The organism is Bradyrhizobium sp. A5 (assembly GCF_042076515.1).
GTDB classification, from domain to species: Bacteria; Pseudomonadota; Alphaproteobacteria; order Rhizobiales; family Xanthobacteraceae; genus Bradyrhizobium; species Bradyrhizobium cosmicum.
The window spans coordinates 4,963,487-4,981,821 of the sequence record NZ_CP148990.1 but is presented as its reverse complement, the minus strand read 5'-3'; the positions used below and the strand labels follow the sequence as shown (position 1 = coordinate 4,981,821).

13 protein-coding genes are annotated in these 18,335 nt (G+C 64.4%); 6 read left to right on the top strand and 7 right to left on the bottom strand.

Annotation, left to right across the window (positions count from 1 at the left end; translation table 11 throughout):
- Positions 1-6 precede the first annotated feature (6 nt).
- The 3 genes from WHZ77_RS23765 (at position 7) to WHZ77_RS23755 (ending at position 6,240) form a co-directional block, all read left to right on the top strand.
- Entirely contained in the window at positions 7-1,701 is a 1,695-nt protein-coding gene (locus WHZ77_RS23765; protein ID WP_375310170.1) for a methyl-accepting chemotaxis protein, read from the top strand.
- A 170-nt stretch (positions 1,702-1,871) separates the two neighbouring features.
- Positions 1,872-5,051, top strand: coding sequence for an efflux RND transporter permease subunit (locus tag WHZ77_RS23760; RefSeq protein WP_375310169.1), 3,180 nt, complete (start codon positions 1,872-1,874; stop codon positions 5,049-5,051).
- The gene (locus tag WHZ77_RS23755; protein WP_375310168.1) at positions 5,038-6,240 is read left to right on the top strand and encodes an efflux RND transporter periplasmic adaptor subunit; all 1,203 of its coding nucleotides are present in this window, start codon (positions 5,038-5,040) and stop codon (positions 6,238-6,240) included. The genes WHZ77_RS23760 and WHZ77_RS23755 overlap by 14 nt, the downstream gene beginning before the upstream one ends.
- Before the next feature lie 106 nt (positions 6,241-6,346).
- Here the strand turns inward: WHZ77_RS23755 and WHZ77_RS23750 are convergent, their stop codons facing one another.
- Positions 6,347-7,855 (bottom strand): acetyl-CoA acetyltransferase, encoded by a 1,509-nt coding sequence (locus WHZ77_RS23750; protein WP_375310167.1) that lies wholly within the window; start codon positions 7,853-7,855, stop codon positions 6,347-6,349.
- 185 nt (positions 7,856-8,040) lie between these two features.
- Positions 8,041-9,174, bottom strand: coding sequence for a nitronate monooxygenase (locus tag WHZ77_RS23745; protein WP_375310166.1), 1,134 nt, complete (start codon positions 9,172-9,174; stop codon positions 8,041-8,043).
- Between the two features lie 220 nt (positions 9,175-9,394).
- On the opposite strand from WHZ77_RS23745, the gene WHZ77_RS23740 reads away from it, so the two are divergent.
- Together WHZ77_RS23740 and yghU are read left to right on the top strand one after the other, a co-directional pair.
- The gene (locus WHZ77_RS23740; RefSeq protein ID WP_375310165.1) at positions 9,395-11,050 is read left to right on the top strand and encodes a flavin-containing monooxygenase; all 1,656 of its coding nucleotides are present in this window, start codon (positions 9,395-9,397) and stop codon (positions 11,048-11,050) included.
- A 234-nt stretch (positions 11,051-11,284) separates the two neighbouring features.
- A complete protein-coding gene (yghU, locus tag WHZ77_RS23735; RefSeq protein ID WP_375310164.1) occupies positions 11,285-12,160 on the top strand; it encodes a glutathione-dependent disulfide-bond oxidoreductase in 876 nt (291 codons plus the stop codon).
- Positions 12,161-12,238: 78 nt separating this feature from the next.
- Here the strand turns inward: yghU and WHZ77_RS23730 are convergent, their stop codons facing one another.
- The 5 genes from WHZ77_RS23730 to WHZ77_RS23710 form a co-directional block, all read right to left on the bottom strand.
- Positions 12,239-12,856 (bottom strand): flavin reductase family protein, encoded by a 618-nt coding sequence (locus WHZ77_RS23730; protein ID WP_375310163.1) that lies wholly within the window; start codon positions 12,854-12,856, stop codon positions 12,239-12,241.
- 134 nt (positions 12,857-12,990) lie between these two features.
- Positions 12,991-14,322 carry an IS1182 family transposase gene (locus WHZ77_RS23725; RefSeq protein WP_375310162.1) on the bottom strand — a complete coding sequence of 444 codons (1,332 nt, stop codon included), beginning with the start codon at positions 14,320-14,322 and terminating at the stop codon, positions 12,991-12,993.
- 178 nt (positions 14,323-14,500) lie between these two features.
- Complete coding sequence (locus WHZ77_RS23720) at positions 14,501-15,778, bottom strand: acyl-CoA dehydrogenase family protein (protein WP_166351178.1); 1,278 nt, start codon at positions 15,776-15,778, stop codon at positions 14,501-14,503.
- Positions 15,779-16,073: 295 nt separating this feature from the next.
- Positions 16,074-16,454, bottom strand: a complete 381-nt coding sequence (locus tag WHZ77_RS23715; protein ID WP_015687542.1) for a VOC family protein — start codon at positions 16,452-16,454, stop codon at positions 16,074-16,076.
- Positions 16,455-16,583: 129 nt separating this feature from the next.
- The gene (locus tag WHZ77_RS23710) at positions 16,584-17,363 is read right to left on the bottom strand and encodes an SDR family NAD(P)-dependent oxidoreductase (protein WP_375310161.1); all 780 of its coding nucleotides are present in this window, start codon (positions 17,361-17,363) and stop codon (positions 16,584-16,586) included.
- Positions 17,364-17,541: 178 nt separating this feature from the next.
- Here WHZ77_RS23710 and WHZ77_RS23705 point away from each other — a divergent pair, with 178 nt between their 5' ends.
- Positions 17,542-18,330: an enoyl-CoA hydratase/isomerase gene (locus WHZ77_RS23705; protein ID WP_375310160.1), complete on the top strand. Its 789-nt coding sequence runs from the start codon at positions 17,542-17,544 to the stop codon at positions 18,328-18,330.
- Positions 18,331-18,335: the final 5 nt, after the last annotated feature.

The following is an 18,335-nucleotide window of genomic DNA, read 5'->3' as shown; positions in this document are numbered from 1 at the left end:
GCCTTGATGCGAAAGAATTTGCCGGTTACCGCAACCGAATATCCCGTCAGTGGCGAGACGCTGATCGTTTCCCGTACGGATCTCAAGGGAAAGCTCGCGTATTTCAACGAGGACTTCATCGCAGCCGCGGGCTTTACGTCCGAGGAGCTGATGGGGCAGCCTCACAACATCGTCCGCCATCCGGACATGCCGCCGGAAGCTTTCCAGAATCTTTGGGACACGCTCAAAGCCGGCAAGCCGTGGCTCGGCGCGGTGAAGAACCGCCGCAAGAATGGCGACTATTACTGGGTGCTGGCGACGGCGTCGCCGATCCGTGAAAACGGTCAGGTGACCGGCTACACTTCGATCCGCACCGGGCTGCCGGCCGACCAGCGCAAGCTCGCCGAGCAGGTTTACGCTGCGATCCGCGAGAAGAAGCCGCATGGCTATCGCATCGACGCCGGCATCATTCGCCGCCGTTCGATGCTCGATCGCTTCAGTGTCTTCACCAGGACCTTGAAGGCCCGCCTGGTCACGATGATCGCAGTCCAGGCGCTGTTCATGCTTGCGCTCGGCGTCGGTGGTGCGCTCACCACTGGCGGCTCGACGAGCCTGGTTCTGTCGCTGCTGGCCGTCGTCGGCGCAGCCATCGGCGGCTTCGCCGGCTTTTCGACCATGCGTGCGATCCAGGGGCCGATGCAGCACCTCAACGACACCATGGTCAATCTCGTGCAGGACAAGCTTGACAACCGTATCGTCATCGAGCGCGACGACGAGATCGGCGAGGCGCTGCGCAATCTCCAGACCGTTCAGACCATCATCCGTTTCAGCCGCGACGAGGTTCAGGCGGTGCAGCGTCGTGCCGAGGGGCAGCGCAAGGCCGACATGACGAAGCTCGCGGACGGCTTCGAGGCGGCAATCGGCGAGATCGTGGAAACGGTGTCTTCGGCCGCGACCGAGCTCGAAGCGTCGGCCTCGACGCTGTCCTCGACCGCGGGCCGGGCTCAGGACCTGGCGACCGTCGTCGCTTCCGGCTCCGAACGAGCCTCCAGCAACGTCCATTCAGTGGCGTCGGCGGCGGAGGAGATGTCGTCCTCGGTGCGGGAGATCAGCCGTCAGGTGCAGGATTCCGCCCGGATCGCCGGCGAGGCGGTCAGCCAGGCGCAAGCCACCACCGAACGCGTCAGCGAACTGTCGCGCGCCGCATCGCGGATTGGCGACGTCGTCGAACTGATCAACGCGATCGCAGGCCAGACCAACCTGCTGGCATTGAATGCCACGATCGAGGCGGCGCGGGCCGGCGAGGCGGGCCGCGGCTTTGCGGTGGTCGCTTCGGAGGTGAAGGCGCTCGCTGAGCAGACCGCCAAGGCCACCGGCGAGATCGGCCAGCAGGTCGGCGGCATCCAGGCCGCGACGCAGGATTCGGTCAGCGCAATCGGCCAGATCAGCGGAACCATCGCGCGCCTGTCCGAGATCTCGTCGATGATCGCGGCCGCAGTCGAGCAGCAGGGAGCGGCAACCCAGGAGATCGCCCGAAACGTGCAGGAGGCGGCCCAAGGCACCCAGCAGGTGTCGACCAATGTCGGCGACGTCCAGCGCGGCGCCTCCGAGACAGGCTCGGCGTCCTCGGAGGTGCTCTCGGCGGCGCAGATGCTGTCGCGGGATTCCAATCGCCTCAAGCTTGAGGTTGGAAAGTTCCTGGGCTCGGTCCGCGCGGCGTGAGGCGTCCGGCCGCATAGCTGCGATGTAGATTTCGCGGTGCGGTAGCAGGGAAGTGAAGGCACATGAGCCGCCGGAGGTTAGCGTTTTCGGCGGTGCTCAGGTAAAGGAGGAAGGGGGATCCCCATGGGGGCGGATTCCGTTTCCTCGCTTGATCTGGAATTGCCTGGCGCATGATTGCTCTGGTTCGTATTGCCCTGAGCCGACCCTACACGTTTGTCGTGCTCGCGCTCCTGCTCCTGATCATCGGACCGCTGGCGGCGCTGCGGACGCCGACCGATATCTTTCCGGACATCCGCATCCCCGTGATCGGCGTCGTCTGGCAGTACACCGGGCTGCCGCCGGACCAGATGTCCGGCCGCATCACCACGCCATTCCAGCGCGCGCTGACCACCACCGTCAACGACATCGAGCACATCACCGCCAACTCCTATAACGGCTTTGGCATCATCAAAATCTTCTTCCAGCCCAATGTCGACATCCGCACCGCCAATGCGCAGGTCACCGCGATTTCGCAGACGCTGATCAAGCAGATGCCGCCCGGCGCGACGCCGCCCTTGATCCTGAACTATTCCGCCTCGACCGTGCCGATCATCCAGGTGGCGCTATCCGGCGACGGACTGACCGAGCAGAACCTCGCCGATATCGGCATCAACCAGCTCCGCACGCCGCTGGTCACCGTGCCTGGAGCCGCTATCCCGTATCCATTCGGCGGCAAGCAGCGCCAGGTCCAGATCGACCTCGACCCGACCGCGCTCCAGGCCCGCGGCCTGTCCGGTCAGGATGTCGCCAATGCGCTGGCCGCGCAAAATCTGATCACGCCGGTTGGTACCCAGAAGATCGGCCAGTTTGAATACAACATCCAGCTCAACAACTCGCCGCTCAGGATCGACGAACTCGGCAATCTGCCGATCAAGACCGTCAACGGCGCAATGGTTTACGTGCGTGATGTCGCGACCGTTCGCGACGGCAATCCGCCGCAGACCAACATCGTCCATGTCGACGGCAACCGTTCGGTGCTGATGATGGTGCTTAAGGCGGGCGCGACCTCGACGCTCGATATCATCGCCGGCATCAAGCAGAAGGTGATCGACGTCAAGGACCAACTGCCGGACGCACTGAAGATCGGTTTCATCGGCGACCAGTCGGTGTTCGTCCGCGGCGCGATCCAAGGCGTCGCGTTCGAGGGCGTGATCGCAGCGCTGCTGACCAGCGTCATGATCCTCCTGTTCCTCGGCAGCTGGCGCTCGACCGTCATCATCGCGGTGTCGATCCCGCTCTCCGTGCTCGGCGCGATCATCATGCTCTCGGCGATCGGCGAGACCTTGAACATCATGACGCTCGGCGGCCTTGCGCTCGCGGTCGGCATCCTCGTCGACGACGCCACCGTCACCATCGAGAACATCAACTACCATCTGGAGCAGGGCAAGCCGGTCGAGCAGTCGATCCTCGACGGCGCCAACCAGATCGTCACGCCAGCCTTCGTCTCGCTGCTCTGCATCTGCATCGTGTTCGTGCCGATGTTCTTCCTCACCGGCGTTGCGCGCTTCCTGTTCGTGCCGATGGCGGAAGCGGTGATGTTCGCGATGATGTGGTCGTTCATCCTGTCGCGCACTCTGGTGCCGACCATGGCCAATTATCTGTTGCAGCCACATGTGCATCACGAGGGCGAACCGCCGAAATCTCGCAATCCGCTGGTCGTGTTCCAGCGCGGCTTCGAGGCGCGGTTCGAGCGCATTCGCGGTGGCTATCATGACTTCCTCGGGCTCGCGCTCGGGCACCGCACGGTGTTCGTCGTCGGTTTTCTCTGCGTGGTCGGCGCGTCCTTTGCGCTGTTGCCGTTCCTCGGGCGCAACTTTTTCCCCGCGGTCGATGCCGGCAATATCCTGATGCATGTCCGCACCCAGGTCGGAACGCGCGTGGAAGAGACGGCCAACCAGCTCGCAGACGTGCAGAAGGCGATCCGCAAGCTGGTCCCAGGCGAGATCGAGACGCTGACCGACAACATCGGGATGCCGATCTCCGGCATCAATATGACCTACAACAACACCGGCGTGATCGGCCCGCAGGACGGCGACATCCAGATCAAGCTCAGGGAAGGCCACAAGCCGACCGAGGAACACGTGAAGGTGCTGCGTGAGCAGTTGCCGCGGCTGTTCCCTGGCGTCAGCTTCTCGTTCCTTCCGGCCGACATCGTCAGCCAGATCCTGAATTTTGGTGCGCCGGCACCGATCGATCTGCAAATCCGTGGCGCCAATATTGCCGGCAACTTTGCTTACGCCAACAGCCTGCTGGCCAGGGTGCGCAAGATTCCCGGCGTCGCCGATGCGCGCATCCAGCAGTCGCCGAACAGCCCGACCTTCAACATCGATGTCGATCGCACCCGCGCGCAATATGTCGGCCTGACCGAGCGCGACGTCACCAACAGCCTCGTGGTCAATCTCGCTGGCTCCTCGCAGGTGGCGCCGACCTACTACCTCAACCCCGATAACGGGGTGTCCTACTCCATCGTGATGCAGACGCCGCAATACCAGATGGATTCCCTCAGCGCGCTCCAGACGCTACCGATCACCGCGGCCGGCAATGCGCAGTCGCCGATCCTCGGTGGCATTGCCGACATCAAGCGCTCGACGTCGAGCGCGGTGGTGTCGCAATACGACATCCAGTCGATGGTGCAGATTTTTGCGACGACCTCGGGCCGTGATCTCGGCGCGGTTGCCAATGATATTCGCCAGGTCATCGCCGACACCGCCAAGGACGTGCCGAAGGGTTCTTCCGTCATGCTGCTCGGTCAGGTGCAGACCATGAATAGCGCCTTCACCGGCCTTCTGTTCGGCCTGCTGGGGGCGGTCGTGCTGATCTACCTGCTGATCGTCGTGAACTTCCAGTCCTGGTCCGATCCGTTCGTGATCATCAGCGCGTTGCCGGCTGCACTTGCCGGCATCGTCTGGATGCTGTTCACGACGCAGACCACGCTGTCGGTCCCGGCACTGACCGGCGCCATCATGTGCATGGGCGTTGCCACCGCCAACAGCGTGCTCGTGATTTCCTTCGCCCGCGAGCGCTACGCGGAGCTCGGCGATCCCGTCGCGGCTGCGCTGGAAGCCGGTTTCGTCCGGTTCCGCCCGGTGCTGATGACCGCGCTCGCCATGATCATCGGCATGGCGCCGATGGCGCTGGGGCTGGGCGAGGGCGGCGAGCAGAACGCGCCGCTTGGCCGCGCGGTGATCGGCGGCCTGATCTTTGCAACGTTCGCCACGCTGATGTTTGTTCCCGTGGTGTTCAGTATGGTACACAAGAAGCAAGGTGCCAAAGCCGCCGCCCCATTGGAGTCTCCGCATGTCGCCCACTGAACCCCGCTCCCCGGTGTCGCACCGGAAACTGGGCATCTTCGGCGTGGTGGCGCTGATCGCGGCGGGCCTCGTCGTCGGCAGCGGCATCCGCGCCCGCGAGGAGCAGGGCTCCAGGCTGAAGGAATGGACCGACGATCAGGCCGTTCCCAGCGTCGCTGTGGCGCTGCCCAATGCCAAGGCCCGCAGCGCCACCATCGATCTGCCGGGCCGGCTCGAGGCCTATTACCGAGCCCCGATCTTCGCCCGCGTCTCCGGTTACCTGAAGAGCTGGAGCGCCGACATCGGCGCCCGGGTCAAGGCGGGGCAGGTGATCGCCGAGATCGAGGCGCCGGACCTCGACCAGCAGCTCCTGCAGGCCCGCGCCGACCTCGCCAGCCAGCAGGCCAGCGCAAGGCTGTCGGAAGCCACGCTGAACCGGCGCAAGACGCTGGTCGCCTCGAATTTCGTCTCGGCGCAGGAGATCGACGAGCGCACCGCCGACCTCTCCAACAAGAACGCCGCGGTTCATTCAGGCCAGGCCAATGTCGAGCGGCTGGAAGCGCTGGCCGGCTACAAGAAGATCACGGTGCCATTCGACGGCGTGGTGACGGCGCGCGATACCGACGTCGGTGCGCTGATCAACGCGGGCGGCGGCTCCGGTCCGGCGATGTTCGTGGTCTCCGACATCACCAAGCTGCGCGTCTACGTCAACGTGCCCCAGAATTACGTGCCGGCGATCAAGATCGGTGCCAAGGCCACCATGGTGATGCCGGAATACCCGAACCGGACATTCCAGGCGACGGTGGAAGCGTCCTCGCAGGCCGTCGACGTTGCCTCGGGCACCACGCGCATGCAGCTCGGGCTCGACAATTCGAGCGGCGAGCTGATGCCCGGCGGCTATGCCAGCGTGAAACTCAACTTGCAGCGCGACAGCGCGCCTCTGAGCATTCCCGCCAGCGCCCTGATCTTCAACGGCAGCGGCTTGCGTGTCGCCACCGTCGGCCCGGACGACAAGGTTCTGTTCAAGCCCGTGACCATCGCCCGCGATCTCGGCCGCGAGATCGAGCTCGCCTCGGGTATTGCAGCGGACGACCGCGTCATCACCGCCCCGCCGGATGGCCTCTCCGACGGTGATGCCGTTCGCGTGGTCGGCGCCGGCGCCAAGAGCAAGCCGGCCACCGCGTCGGAAAAGCAGGCGCCGAAGACTTAAGGCGGTTTCGTAGGGTGGGCAAAGCGAAGCGTGCCCACCATTTGCAGGCGATCCCGAAAAGATTGGTGGGCACGGCGCAAGAGCGCCTTTGCCCACCCTACGAGAGCTACGCCACCCGCCACTCCGGCACACCATCCGCGGCCATCGTGATCTCGCCGAGCGAACCCACCGGGGTGCGGTCCATGTTGAGCAGATGCGCCAATGTCGCGCTATCGCTTGCCGGAATCCTTGCCAGCGTGCGCCGGTCGTCTTGCGTCCGCAGCATGACCACGCCGTGCTCGACATCGCCGCCGCGGCCGTAGAGCACGGTAAAGCTCTCGACCTTGCCTGTGCCGCCCGGCTCCGTCACGAACTCCGGCACCGCCCGCTTGTTGCGATCAGCTTCGGCCTGTACGCTGGTGTCCTGTGCCAGCGCCTCGCGTGGCGGGGTCTTCGACACCACCAAGGCATGATGCTTGGTGACGAAGCCGCCTTGTCCATAGAGCAGGCCGAGCCTGGCGCCCTCGCGCACCCGCCGCACCATCGCGCAGGCCGCGTGCGTCATGTAGGTGTTGAGCGGCGCGCCGAAGAAGGTGAGGCCGCCGGTCACGGTCGGTTGCACGTCGGCGCCCAGGCCCAGCGTCCGCCGCGCCATCTTCGGCACGCAGGGGAAGCAGCTGTAGAGCTCGATCGCGTCGAACTTCCTGCCGTCGCCGCCGGCGAGGTCCATCACGGCATTCAGCACCGCGTTCTGCGGATGGCTCTCGTAGAACTGGTCGCGCAACAGATAGTCGCGCGGCTCCTCCGCGGAGGCGCCGCCGAGCGGATAGACGAACTTGTCCTCGGGAATCCCGGCTGCACGCGCCTTGGCGAGGCTGGTGAGCAGCAGCGCGCCGCCCATGTTGACGCTGGGATTGGCGACCATGAGCTTATTGTAGGGCCAGGCGATCAGGCGGTTGTCCGCCGTCGGCGTCGTGATCTCGTCCGGTGCATAGCGCCGCCTCAGCCAGGAGTTGGGATTTTGCGCCGCAGCCTCGGAGTATCGCGACCACAGCGTGCCCGACTCCGCCATCGCCTCGCGTGGGGTCTGCCCCCAATGCGCGGAGGAGGCCGCCTCGTAGAACGGATAGACCGTGACGGGGCGGAACACGCCGAGCGTCACCGCCAGCGGCTTCTGGAACGCCGCGCCGCGCTTGGGCTCCTCGACGTCATGAGCGAACGGCGTCCATGGCAGCTTCGCCCCGGCGCGCTCGGCCTTGGTCGCGGTCGACTGCGCCTCCGCGCCGCAGACCGCCGCCACGGTGCATTCGCCGCGCGCGATGCGCTTTGCCGCCTCGTGGATGTAGCGGATCGGGCTCTCGCCGCCGACCGGACCGTAATAGCAATGCGCGGGCGTGATCCCGAGCCGCTGTGCCAGCAGCTTCTCCGGATCGCGATAGCGCCAGCTCAGGAAATTGACGACATCGAGCGACTGCACCTCGCCGAGCAGCTTTGCCCCGGCATCGGCCTCGGCGCGCCGCAACGCCTGCTCCAGCAGGTCGAGTGGTTCGAGGCCCTCGATGATCTCCTTGGGACGATCGACGATCTCGCCGATGCCGACGATGACGGGGATAAGGTCTTCGGGGATACTGGTCATTTCTTCTTGCTTCACGTTTCAGATTTTCGGCACGCCGTCGCCCTTCGAGGGCCGCTGAAGAGGCGGCCACCTCAGGGTGACGGCTACGGAGGAAGCGTCATCCTGAGGTGCGAGGCCGGAGGCGCAACGCGCCGTCGGGCGAGCCTCGAAGGATGGACCAAGGACTCCGTTCCGGTCACGAGCAATCACTCGGCCACCAGCGTATTCATGTGCTCGACGGCTTCGGCAAATTCTTCCTTGAACTCCTGCACCACGGCGCCGGCGGACTTCACGCTGTCGATCAACCCGACGCCCTGGCCGACGAAATAGCTGACGAGGTCGCGTGCCCTGGCATTGCCGCCTGCCGCCGCACGATCGATCGAGTTGAAGGCATCGCGGCTGATGATGCTCTGCAGCGGCATCGGCAGCGCGCCCGGGCTTTCCGGCGCGCGGTCCCAGGCATCGGTCCAGACCGAGCGGAGCTGCCGGGCGGGCTTTCCGGTGCGGCCCTTCGAGCGGATCGCATCGCGCGAGGAGGCCGCGATCATCTTCTCGCGAAGGATCTCGGAGGTTTCGGCCTCGACAGTTGCAAGCCACACCGAGCCAGTCCAGGCGCCGGCCGCGCCCATGGCCATGCAGGCCGCCATCTGCCGTCCCGTCATGATGCCGCCCGCCGCCAGCACCGGCACGTCGCGGATCGGCTTGATCGCCTTGATCACCTCCGGCACCAGCACCAGGGTCGAGACCTCGCCGCAATGGCCACCGGCTTCGGTGCCCTGCACGACAAGGATGTCGACGCCGGCCGCGACCTGGCGCAGCGCATGCTCCTTCGCACCGACGAGCGCCGCAACCGGTACGCCGTGCTTCTTGCCCATCTCGATCATCGCTTTCGGCGGCACCCCGAGTGCATTGGCGATCAGGCGGATGGGATGATTGAAGGAAACTTCGAGCAGCTGAAGTGCTGTCTTCGCGTCGAACGGCTGCGGCTGGTTGTCGGCCACATCAGTGGTCGTCAGCTCGATATCGTATTTCTTCAGAAGATCGCGCGTGTACGTGCGATGCTCTTGCGGCACGCGAGCTTCCAGGCTCTTCCAGGTGACGTCCTTCTCGCCAGCGGTCGAGATGTTTTCGGGGATCAGCACGTCGATGCCGTAGGGCTTGCCGTCGACGTGCGCGTCGATCCATTTCAGCTCGCGTTCGAGCGTGTCAGGCGTGTGCACGGTCGCGCCGAGCACGCCAAAACCGCCGGCGCGGCTGACGGCGGCAACCACATCGCGGCAATGGCTGAAGGCGAGCAGCGGGAACTCGATTCCCAGCATGTCGCAGATCGGCGATTTCATGGCTCTCTCCCGGCGGCCTTCGACGACGCTAGCCCATCGTCATCAGTGATGCCAAGCCGGATTTGGGCGCGCATCTTGCGTGCAGGCGCCGCGCAGCGGATGAGCCATTCCGCTGCACAAAATAAGCCACGCCAGTGCCCGCCGATTTGCCCCTTGCGCTTCGGCCGACCTGAGAGAATGCTGGCCACAACAAAGCAAAACAACCAGGGAGCGCCAGCCGATGTCGCCAGTGCAATCGAGTCCGGCTCGAGCCACCGAAGCCTACGATGTGGTCGTCGTCGGCGCAGGCTTCGCGGGCATGTACATGCTGCACCGTCTGCGCGGGCTTGGTTTCTTGGCACGCGTGTACGAGCGGGGCGGCGGCGTTGGTGGCACCTGGTACTGGAATCGCTATCCCGGCGCGCGCTGCGACGTCGAGAGCATGCAGTATTCCTACTCGTTTTCGGAAGAGCTCCAGCAGGAATGGGATTGGAGCGAGCGCTACGCGCCGCAGCCGGAGATCCTGCAATACGCCAACCATGTCGCCGACCGTTTCGATCTGCGCCGCGACATCCAGTTCGACACAAGCGTCGAGCGCGCCGTGTTCGATGAGCGCACGGGCACTTGGTCGGTGACGATCTCCGGCGGCAGGACTGTCGAGGCCCGGTTCGTCGTGCTCGCCACGGGCTGCCTCTCGAATGCGCGCAAGCCGGACATCAAGGGCCTCGAGAATTTCAAGGGCCCTGTCTATCACACCGGCAACTGGCCGCACGAGCCGGTCGACTTCACTGGCCTGCGCGTCGGCCTGATCGGCACGGGATCGTCAGGTATCCAGTCGGCGCCCATCATTGCCGAGCAGGCCAAACATCTCACCGTTTTTCAGCGCACGGCGAATTTTTCGATTCCCGCCCGCAACGGCGCGCTGACCGACGAGGAGCGCAATGGGTTCCGCAAGAACTACCCGGAGATCCGCCGTTTCGCCCGCGAGGTCGCGCGCAACGGGATCTATGCCGAGCAGCCCGACCGCGGCGCGCTCGACGACAGCGAGCAGACCAGGCGCGCCAAGTTCAAGGCGCGCTGGGACCGCGGCGGGCTCACCTTCATGTATGTCTACAACAATCTCGGCCTCGAACGCTCGGCGAACGACACTGCGGCGGACTTCGTGCGCGGCAAGATCGCCGAGATCGTGAAGGATCCGGAGACGGCAAAGCTGTTGCAGCCGAACAGTCACCCAATCGGCACCAAGCGCATCTGCATCGACACGGATTATTTTGCGACCTTCAACCGGCCGAACGTTTCGCTGGTCGACATCAAGGCCGACCCGATCGAGGAGATCACGGCGAACGCCGTCCGCGTCGCGGGCAGGGATCACGAGGTCGACGCGCTGGTGATGGCAACCGGATTCGATGCCATGACCGGATCGGTCGCGAAGATTGACATCAGTGGTCGCGGCGGGCAAACCCTGAACCAGAAATGGGCGGAGGGGCCGAAGACTTTTCTCGGGCTGATGAGCGCGGGCTTTCCGAACCTGTTCATCATCACCGGCCCGGGCAGCCCCTCGGTGCTCTCGAACATGATCGTGTCGATCGAGCAGCATGTCGACTGGATCGCCGACTGTCTCGTCCACATGCGCAAGCAGGGTCTCGCCACCATGGAGGCGGGCAGGGAGGCCGAGGAGAAATGGGTCGCCCATGTCAACGAGGTCGCCAGCGGTACGCTCTATCCGCAGGCCAATTCCTGGTACATGGGCGCCAACATCCCGGGCAAGCCGCGCATCTTCATGCCCTATATCGGCGGTGTCGGCGTCTACCGCCGGATCTGCGACGACGTCGCGGCGAAGGGATATGAGGGATTTTTGCTAGGGCTGGCAGAGCAGCCACAGGCGGCGGCGTCATAGAGGCTGTCATTCCGGGGCGCGCCCTTGGCGCGAGCCCGGAATCCATTTCTCCGAGTTTTGCTGGGGGCCGATGGATTCCGGGCTCGCCCTTCGGGCGCCCCGGAATGACGGGGAGGTAGCCCGCCATGACGAAACGGTGAGTTACCCCGCCCGGCAATGCGTTTCGGCACCCTTGCCATCCGCCATCCGCGGGCTAATTAATGCAGACGCATCTTTTTCCGCCGGAGCCCCCGCATGACCGACGCCCCCGCCTACGTGCCGCCCAAAGTCTGGACCTGGAACAAGGAGAATGGCGGGCAGTTCGCCAGCATCAACCGGCCGATTGCCGGCGCGACCCACGACAAGGAGCTGCCGGTCGGCAAGCATCCGCTTCAGCTCTATTCGCTGGCGACGCCGAACGGGGTGAAGGTCACCGTGATGCTGGAGGAGCTGCTGGCGCTCGGTCACAAGGGCGCCGAATACGACGCCTGGCTGATCAAGATCGGCAACGGCGACCAGTTCGGCAGCGGTTTCGTCGACATCAATCCGAACTCGAAAATCCCGGCGCTGATGGACCGCTCGGGCCCGGAGCCGATCCGCGTGTTCGAGTCGGGTTCGATCCTGTTCTACCTCGCCGAAAAATTCGGAGCCTTCCTGCCGAAGGATATCAAGGCCCGCACCGACACCATGTCGTGGCTGTTCTGGCAGATGGGCAGTGCGCCATATCTCGGCGGTGGCTTCGGCCATTTCTATGCCTACGCGCCGTTCAAGATCGAATACGCCATCGACCGCTTCGCGATGGAGGTCAAACGCCAGCTCGATGTGCTCGACCGGCGCCTCGCCGACAACGAGTATCTCGCGGGCAAGGACTACACCATTGCCGATATGGCGGTGTGGCCCTGGTATGGCGCGCTCGCCAAGGGGCTGGTCTACGGTGCCGGTGAATTTTTGTCGGTGCAGGATTACAAGAACGTGCAGCGCTGGACCGACCAGATCGCGCAGCGTCCCGCTGTGAAGCGCGGCCGCATGGTCAATCGCGTCTCCGGCGATCCCGCCAGCCAGCTCCACGAACGCCATGACGCCAGCGACTTCGAGACGAAGACGCAGGACAAGGTCGCACCCGCGACGTAGCTGGGTAGGGTGAATTAGCCGAAGGCGTAATCCACCATCTTCGCGAGCATTCGGCGGATTACGCTGCGCTAATCCGCCCTACTTCCCCTTCACACCCTCCGCCGCCGGAAACACCACGCGGTCGTCCGTGCGGCAATAGCGGTCGGCGAACATGCGCCCGATCGGGTGATAGCGGTCCATGTGTACCCGCATCGCCTTGTCGTCCCAGAGCTCGTCGCGGATGTAGAAGTGCAGGCCTTCGCCCATGATCAGGCGGCGATCGTCGTTGACGTCGATCATCTTCCAGAGCTTGCACTCCATCGCCCAGGGCGTGTCGGCCAGCCGCGGCACAGCGACCGTCTTCGAGGCCGCGAGCTTCAGCCCGAGATAATCGGGCTCGCCGACGTCAGGTGGAAAATCGCCGCTGCTCTCGTGCATGGCCTTCGCCAGCGGTTCGTCGGCGATGTTGACCACGAACTCACCTGTGCGCTGGATGTTGAGGAACGTGTCCTTGTCCTGCCCGTTCGGCTTGCGGTTCGCCGCGAACATGCACAGCGGCGGATCCTCGCAGAAGGCGTTGAAGAAACTGAACGGGGCGGCGTTGACCACGCCGGTCGGCCCAACCGTCGTCACCCACGCGATCGGCCGCGGCAGGATGAAGGATGTCAGCACCTTGTAGCGCTCGCGGGGCGTCAGGTCGCTGGCGGCGTATTCCATGGGGACTCCGGGGGAGGAAAGTCTCGTAGGGCCTGTGAGCCAATACGTTTTCTTTGGGCCTTGGCCATTGAGGGACGTTAGCGCTCCTTGATGGCAGAATGCGGAGGTGGCAGCCGTCAGGTTTTGTTCTTGGATTATGGTTTTGCGAGACGATGTCCTTGCAGGATGTTGTTGGTGAGAGCGTACCAGAGCACGACGGCGCGGACCTTCGCGATGCCGCGCACGGTCAGTTGCCTGAGGCCCCAGTTCCGCCATCGGGCATGGATGCATTCGCAGATCGTGCGGGCTTTGTACTGTGCCTTACCGGCCTCGCTAGCCATGCGAGCGCGCCAGGCCGCCACTCCAGGACCGTCGCTGCTCCGGGGTAAGAAGGGATCGACGCCGCTCCTGGAGTTGGGGGGAGGACAGTAGACCTCGATCCCTTCGCCGTGCGCCCATTCGATGTCCTCGCCACTGCAGAACCTGCCATCGGCGAGGTAGCGGCGGGGCAAGCGCTTCAGTCGGTCGCGCGTTCGCTCCAGCATCGGCCGCATCAGGCCGCGATCTGATCCATTGTTGTCGACATCGATCGCGACCACGATCAGTTCGCCGGCCGCGCTGGCCACCTGCACATTGTAGGCCGGACGGAAGCCGGCATCGGCCATTTTCATCACCCGTGCCTGCGGGTCGGTGGTGGAGGCCCGGGGCTCCTTCGGCTTCTTGCCGTTGCCGCCCTTGTCGTCGAGTTGCTTTCGCTTCCGCTTGATCTCGTCCAGAGCCCTCTGCGCAGCCTGCACCCGCTCACTGCGTTCGCGCGCCGCGCGCTCTCTGGCGGCCCGGATACGCCGATTGCTGGCCTCCGGATCCGCATCAACCTCGCGCTTGAGTTCTTCCACCACGGCCTTCGCCTGCGCCATCTGCCGGTCGAGCGTCGCCTCCCGCCGGAACGAGCCGGTCCCCGCATTTGCCCGTATCCGCACCCCGTCCTGAGCCAGTTTCTCCAGATCGACCAAACCCGCCGCGTTCAGGGCAACCAGATGTTCGACCAGCAAACGGTCGAGCAACTCGGCACAGCCGACCCGGAAGTCAGACAGCGTGTGATAGTTCAGCGAGACCCCGCCACAGAACCAGCGATAGACGTCGTGACTGTCGCAGAGCCGATCCAACGCCCGCGCGCTGCCGACGCTGTCGCTCGTCGCGTACAACCAAAGCGCCAGCAGCAACCGTGGCGATGGCGCCGGATGACCCGGCCGGTTCTCCCGCGCCTTGACCCCATCTTCCAGCTCGCTCAGGTCGAGCCCTTCGACATAAGCCCAGATCACCCGTGCCGGATGATCCTGCCCGATCAGGCTGTCGATATCGACCGCCCGCAATTCGACCTGATTGCGTACTGGCTCGCGCAGCCGAGGTGCACCCCGCGACACCGCTTCGGTTCGCCGCGCCGACTGTTCCGGCAATTCGCCAAAAAGTCCGTCGTCAGCCATCATTCTCTCCAGCAAAGCAATCTGCTTAGAGAATCATATCCGCTCGGCCATCGGTATGAAAAAGATTCACAGCCTCGTAGGGTGGGCAAAGCGGAGCGTGCCCACCACCTCTCGTGCGGCGGCGATGGTGGGCACGACGCGCGAAGAGCGCGTCTTTGCCCACCCTGCGGCATCTCGTGGTTCACGCCATGCTCAGCTCGTGGCGCCCCACCACCATCCAGTGCACCTCGTCCGGACCATCCGCAAAGCGCAGGTGACGGACGTCCTGATACATCTCGGCGAGCGGGGTCCAGTGCGAGATGCCGGTCGCGCCGTGCATCTGGATCGACTGGTCGATGATCTTGCAGGCGCGCTCCGGCACCATGGCCTTGACCATGGAGACCCAGACGCGGGCCTCCTTGTTGCCGAGCACGTCCATGGCCTTGGCGGCCTTCAGCACCATCAGCCGCATCGCCTCGATCTCGCAGCGTGCCTGCGCGATGATCTGCATGTTGCCGCCGAGATGGGCGATCTTCTTGCCGAAGGCTTCACGGGTGAGGCCACGCTGCACCATCAGGTCGAGTGCCTTCTCGGCCTTGCCGATCGTGCGCATGCAGTGATGGATGCGGCCGGGTCCGAGCCGGAGCTGCGAGATCTCGAAGCCGCGGCCTTCGCCGAGCAGCATGTTCTCCTTCGGCACGCGCACGTTGTTGAAGCGCATGTGCATGTGGCCGCGCGGCGCGTGGTCCTGGCCGAACACGTACATGGGCCCGAGCACCTCGACGCCGGGCGTGTCGCGCGGCACCAGGATCTGCGACTGCTGCTTGCTCGGCGCCGCATCCGGATTGGTCTTCACCATCACGATGAGGATCTTGCAGCGGGGATCGCCGACGCCGGAGATGTAATACTTCTCGCCGTTGATGACCCACTCGTCGCCGACGAGCTTTGCCGTCGTCGAGATGTTCTTGGCATCGGAGGAGGCGACGTTCGGCTCGGTCATGACATAGGCCGAGCGGATCTCGCCGTTCATCAGCGGCTTCAGCCACTTCTCCTTCTGTTCCTTGGTGCCGACGCGCTCCAGCACTTCCATGTTGCCGGTATCAGGCGCCGAGCAGTTCATGCTCTCTGACGCGAGCGGGCTCTTGCCGAGCTCGGAAGCGATATAGGCGTAGTCGAGGTTCTTCAGGCCCTGGCCGGTCTCGTCGTCGGGCAGGAAGAAGTTCCAGAGGCCTTCTTTCTTGGCCTTGTTCTTGGCGACCTCGAGCACTTCCAGCTGCTTCGGCGTGAAGCTCCAGCGATCCTCCTTGCCCTCGCCAGCCTTGGCGAACTCGATCGACATCGGCTCGACGGTGTCGCGGATGAACTTCCTGACGTGATCGTAGAGCGGCCGGACCTGGTCCGACATGCGCAGGTCGTTGAGCTCGTCGCCGGGATTGAGGGTGTAGTTGGTGGTGCGGGGTATGTAGGCGTGTTTTGTCATTGTTCCTCCCGGGGTCACTGAGATCGCGTTGGGCGAAAGATAGTCGCAGCGCGGCCAAAGCGCGAGCGCGCATTTTCTCACGCGAGCCATGCCACGTGATGGAATATCGCGAGGGCGTTTGAAATGTTGTTTGAATGGGACGAAGTTTCGGTGCGCACGCGCCGCAATCCCGGCTGTCATCGCCCGATTTAATCGGGCGATCCAGTACGCCGAGACGTCGGAGAGATACTGAGAAGCCGCGGCGTACTGGATTCCCCGCCTTCGCGGGGAATGACAGCGATGGATATAACCGTAGCTAATTCGGCATCCGGTGCATCGCGCAGATCTTGTTGCCGTCGAGGTCGCGCAAATAGGCGAGATAGAGCTTGCCGCCCGGACCCTGGCGCACGCCGGGTGGATCTTCGATCGACGCGCCGCCGGCCGCGAGGCCGGCCGCGTGCCAGGCATCGACCTGCTCGGGCGAAGCGCAGGCAAAGCCGATAGTGCCGCCGTTCGCGCAGGTTGCGGGCTCGCCGTTGATCGGCTTCGACACCGAGAACACGCCGGTCTTGGTGATGTAGAAGATGCGATGGCCGTCGACCCTGGCCGGCCGTACCTCGAGGGTGCTGAGCAGATTGTCGTAGAACGCCTTGGCCTTGTCGAGGTCGTTGGTGCCGATCATGATGTGTGAAAACATTTTGATTTCCCCCTCTGCGCTCCCGAAACGAGACGCCGTAGGGTGGGCAAAGCGCAGCGTGCCCACCACGACAGTTGAAATTGCTGAGGGTGGGCACGCCACGAGTGCGGCTTTGCCCACCCTACGAGATCAGAACGCGGTGTAGCCGCCATCGATCACGAACGTATCCGCCGTATGATACGATGACGCCTTGCTCATCAGGTACACCGCGATGCCGCCGAAATCGCTGGCCTCGCCGAAGCGCCGCATTGGAATCCGAGGCATGACGTTGGCGACGAACTTCTCGTTGGCCATGATGCCGGCGGTCATGTCGCTCTTGATCCAGCCGGGCAGGATCGCATTGGCGGTGACGCCGTGACGCGCCAGCTCGACCCCGAGCGCGCGCACCAGCGCGTTGATGGCTGCCTTGGTCGCCGCGTAGTGCTCGTTGCGCGCGGTGCCGAAGATCGAGGCGAGGCTCGATGTGGCGACAAGACGGCCGAAGGGATCGCCGGCATTGGCGCGGTCGGTCATGTGCTTTGCCGCGGCCTGGAACGCGTGGAACACGCCGTCGAGATTGGTCGCAAACATCGTGCGCCATTCCTCCTCGGTGCGCTCGATGAAGGAGCGCCGGCCGCCGCCGCCGATGCCGGCATTGGCAAAGCACCCGTCGACCCGGCCGAACGTATCGAGCGTGGCCTTCATCGCCGCATTGACCGAGGCCGGATCGGTGACGTCGCAGACGCGGCTATCGACCTTGCCGGAGAAGCCCGCCATGCTCGCGGCAGCAGCCTTGTTCTTGTCAGCATTGCGGCCCCAGATCGAGACGTTGCAGCCCTGGCCGGCAAGCGCCTGCGCGATGCCGAGCCCGATACCGCCATTGCCGCCGGTGATCACGGCCACGCGGCCGGAGAGGTCGAAGATGCTCATGGGGCGTTTCCTGTTTTTGGCACGGTTGCGCGCCAGCCTGTGCGCGCAAGATTGTGCGATACGACGACAAGGTATGTTCGGACCACCATGGACAAGGCCGCGACAAAAATCAAATATGCGCCGGACAAAACCAATTCCGGTCTGCGAAACATCGCCGCCCGCAACTGACGAGGAAACCATGCAGTTCAAACACGTCACGCTCGATTTCGATGGTTCGGTCGCGATCCTCAAGCTCGACCATCAGGAGGTGATGAACGCGGTTTCCGTGGACATGCTGGGCGGTCTTTCCGACGCGCTCGACACGATCGAGGAGAAGAAGGACGAGGTGCGCTGCGTCGTGCTGACCGGCGCTGGGCGGGCGTTCTGCACCGGCGCCAATCTCCAGGGCCGCAACAATCAGTCGAAGAAGACCAAGGCCGGCATGACGCTCGAGACCGGCTTCCATCCGTTCCTGCGCCGCATCCGCAACCTGCACTGCCCGATCGTGACCGCGGTGAACGGTCCGGCCGCCGGCGCCGGCATGAGCTTCGCGCTGCTCGGCGACATGATCCTGTGCGCGCGGTCCTCATACTTTCTGCAAGCGTTCCGCCGCATCGGCCTCGTGCCGGATTGCGGCTCGACCTGGCTGCTGCCGCGCCTGATCGGCAAGGCGCGCTCCGTCGAATTGTCGCTGATGGGCGAGCGCCTGCCGGCGGAGAAGGCGTTGGAATGGGGTCTCGTCAACCGCGTCCATGACGACGGCGTGCTGATGGACGAGGCGATGAAGCTCGCGCGCGATCTCGCCAGCGGCCCGACCGTCGCGCTGTCGCTGATCCGCAAGCTCTATTGGGACAGCCCGGAAAACTCCTTCGAGGATCAGCTCAATCTCGAGTTCCAGTGCCAGCTCCGCGCCGGCGATACGGATGATTTCCGTGAAGGCGTCGGTGCCTTCCTGGAGAAGCGCCCGGCCAAATTCAACGGCAAATGAACAAA

Coding starts and splice junctions, on each gene's coding strand:
- WHZ77_RS23705 (WP_375310160.1), top strand. CDS start 17,542: ATGCAGTTCAAACACGTCACGCTCGATTTCGATGGTTCGGTCGCGATC.
- WHZ77_RS23760 (WP_375310169.1), top strand. CDS start 1,872: ATGATTGCTCTGGTTCGTATTGCCCTGAGCCGACCCTACACGTTTGTC.
- WHZ77_RS23765 (WP_375310170.1), top strand. CDS start 7: ATGCGAAAGAATTTGCCGGTTACCGCAACCGAATATCCCGTCAGTGGC.
- WHZ77_RS23715 (WP_015687542.1), bottom strand. CDS start 16,454: ATGTTTTCACACATCATGATCGGCACCAACGACCTCGACAAGGCCAAG.
- WHZ77_RS23730 (WP_375310163.1), bottom strand. CDS start 12,856: ATGGAATACGCCGCCAGCGACCTGACGCCCCGCGAGCGCTACAAGGTG.
- WHZ77_RS23710 (WP_375310161.1), bottom strand. CDS start 17,363: ATGAGCATCTTCGACCTCTCCGGCCGCGTGGCCGTGATCACCGGCGGC.
- WHZ77_RS23740 (WP_375310165.1), top strand. CDS start 9,395: ATGTCGCCAGTGCAATCGAGTCCGGCTCGAGCCACCGAAGCCTACGAT.
- WHZ77_RS23720 (WP_166351178.1), bottom strand. CDS start 15,778: ATGACAAAACACGCCTACATACCCCGCACCACCAACTACACCCTCAAT.
- WHZ77_RS23725 (WP_375310162.1), bottom strand. CDS start 14,322: ATGATGGCTGACGACGGACTTTTTGGCGAATTGCCGGAACAGTCGGCG.
- WHZ77_RS23755 (WP_375310168.1), top strand. CDS start 5,038: ATGTCGCCCACTGAACCCCGCTCCCCGGTGTCGCACCGGAAACTGGGC.
- WHZ77_RS23750 (WP_375310167.1), bottom strand. CDS start 7,855: ATGACCAGTATCCCCGAAGACCTTATCCCCGTCATCGTCGGCATCGGC.
- WHZ77_RS23745 (WP_375310166.1), bottom strand. CDS start 9,174: ATGAAATCGCCGATCTGCGACATGCTGGGAATCGAGTTCCCGCTGCTC.
- yghU (WP_375310164.1), top strand. CDS start 11,285: ATGACCGACGCCCCCGCCTACGTGCCGCCCAAAGTCTGGACCTGGAAC.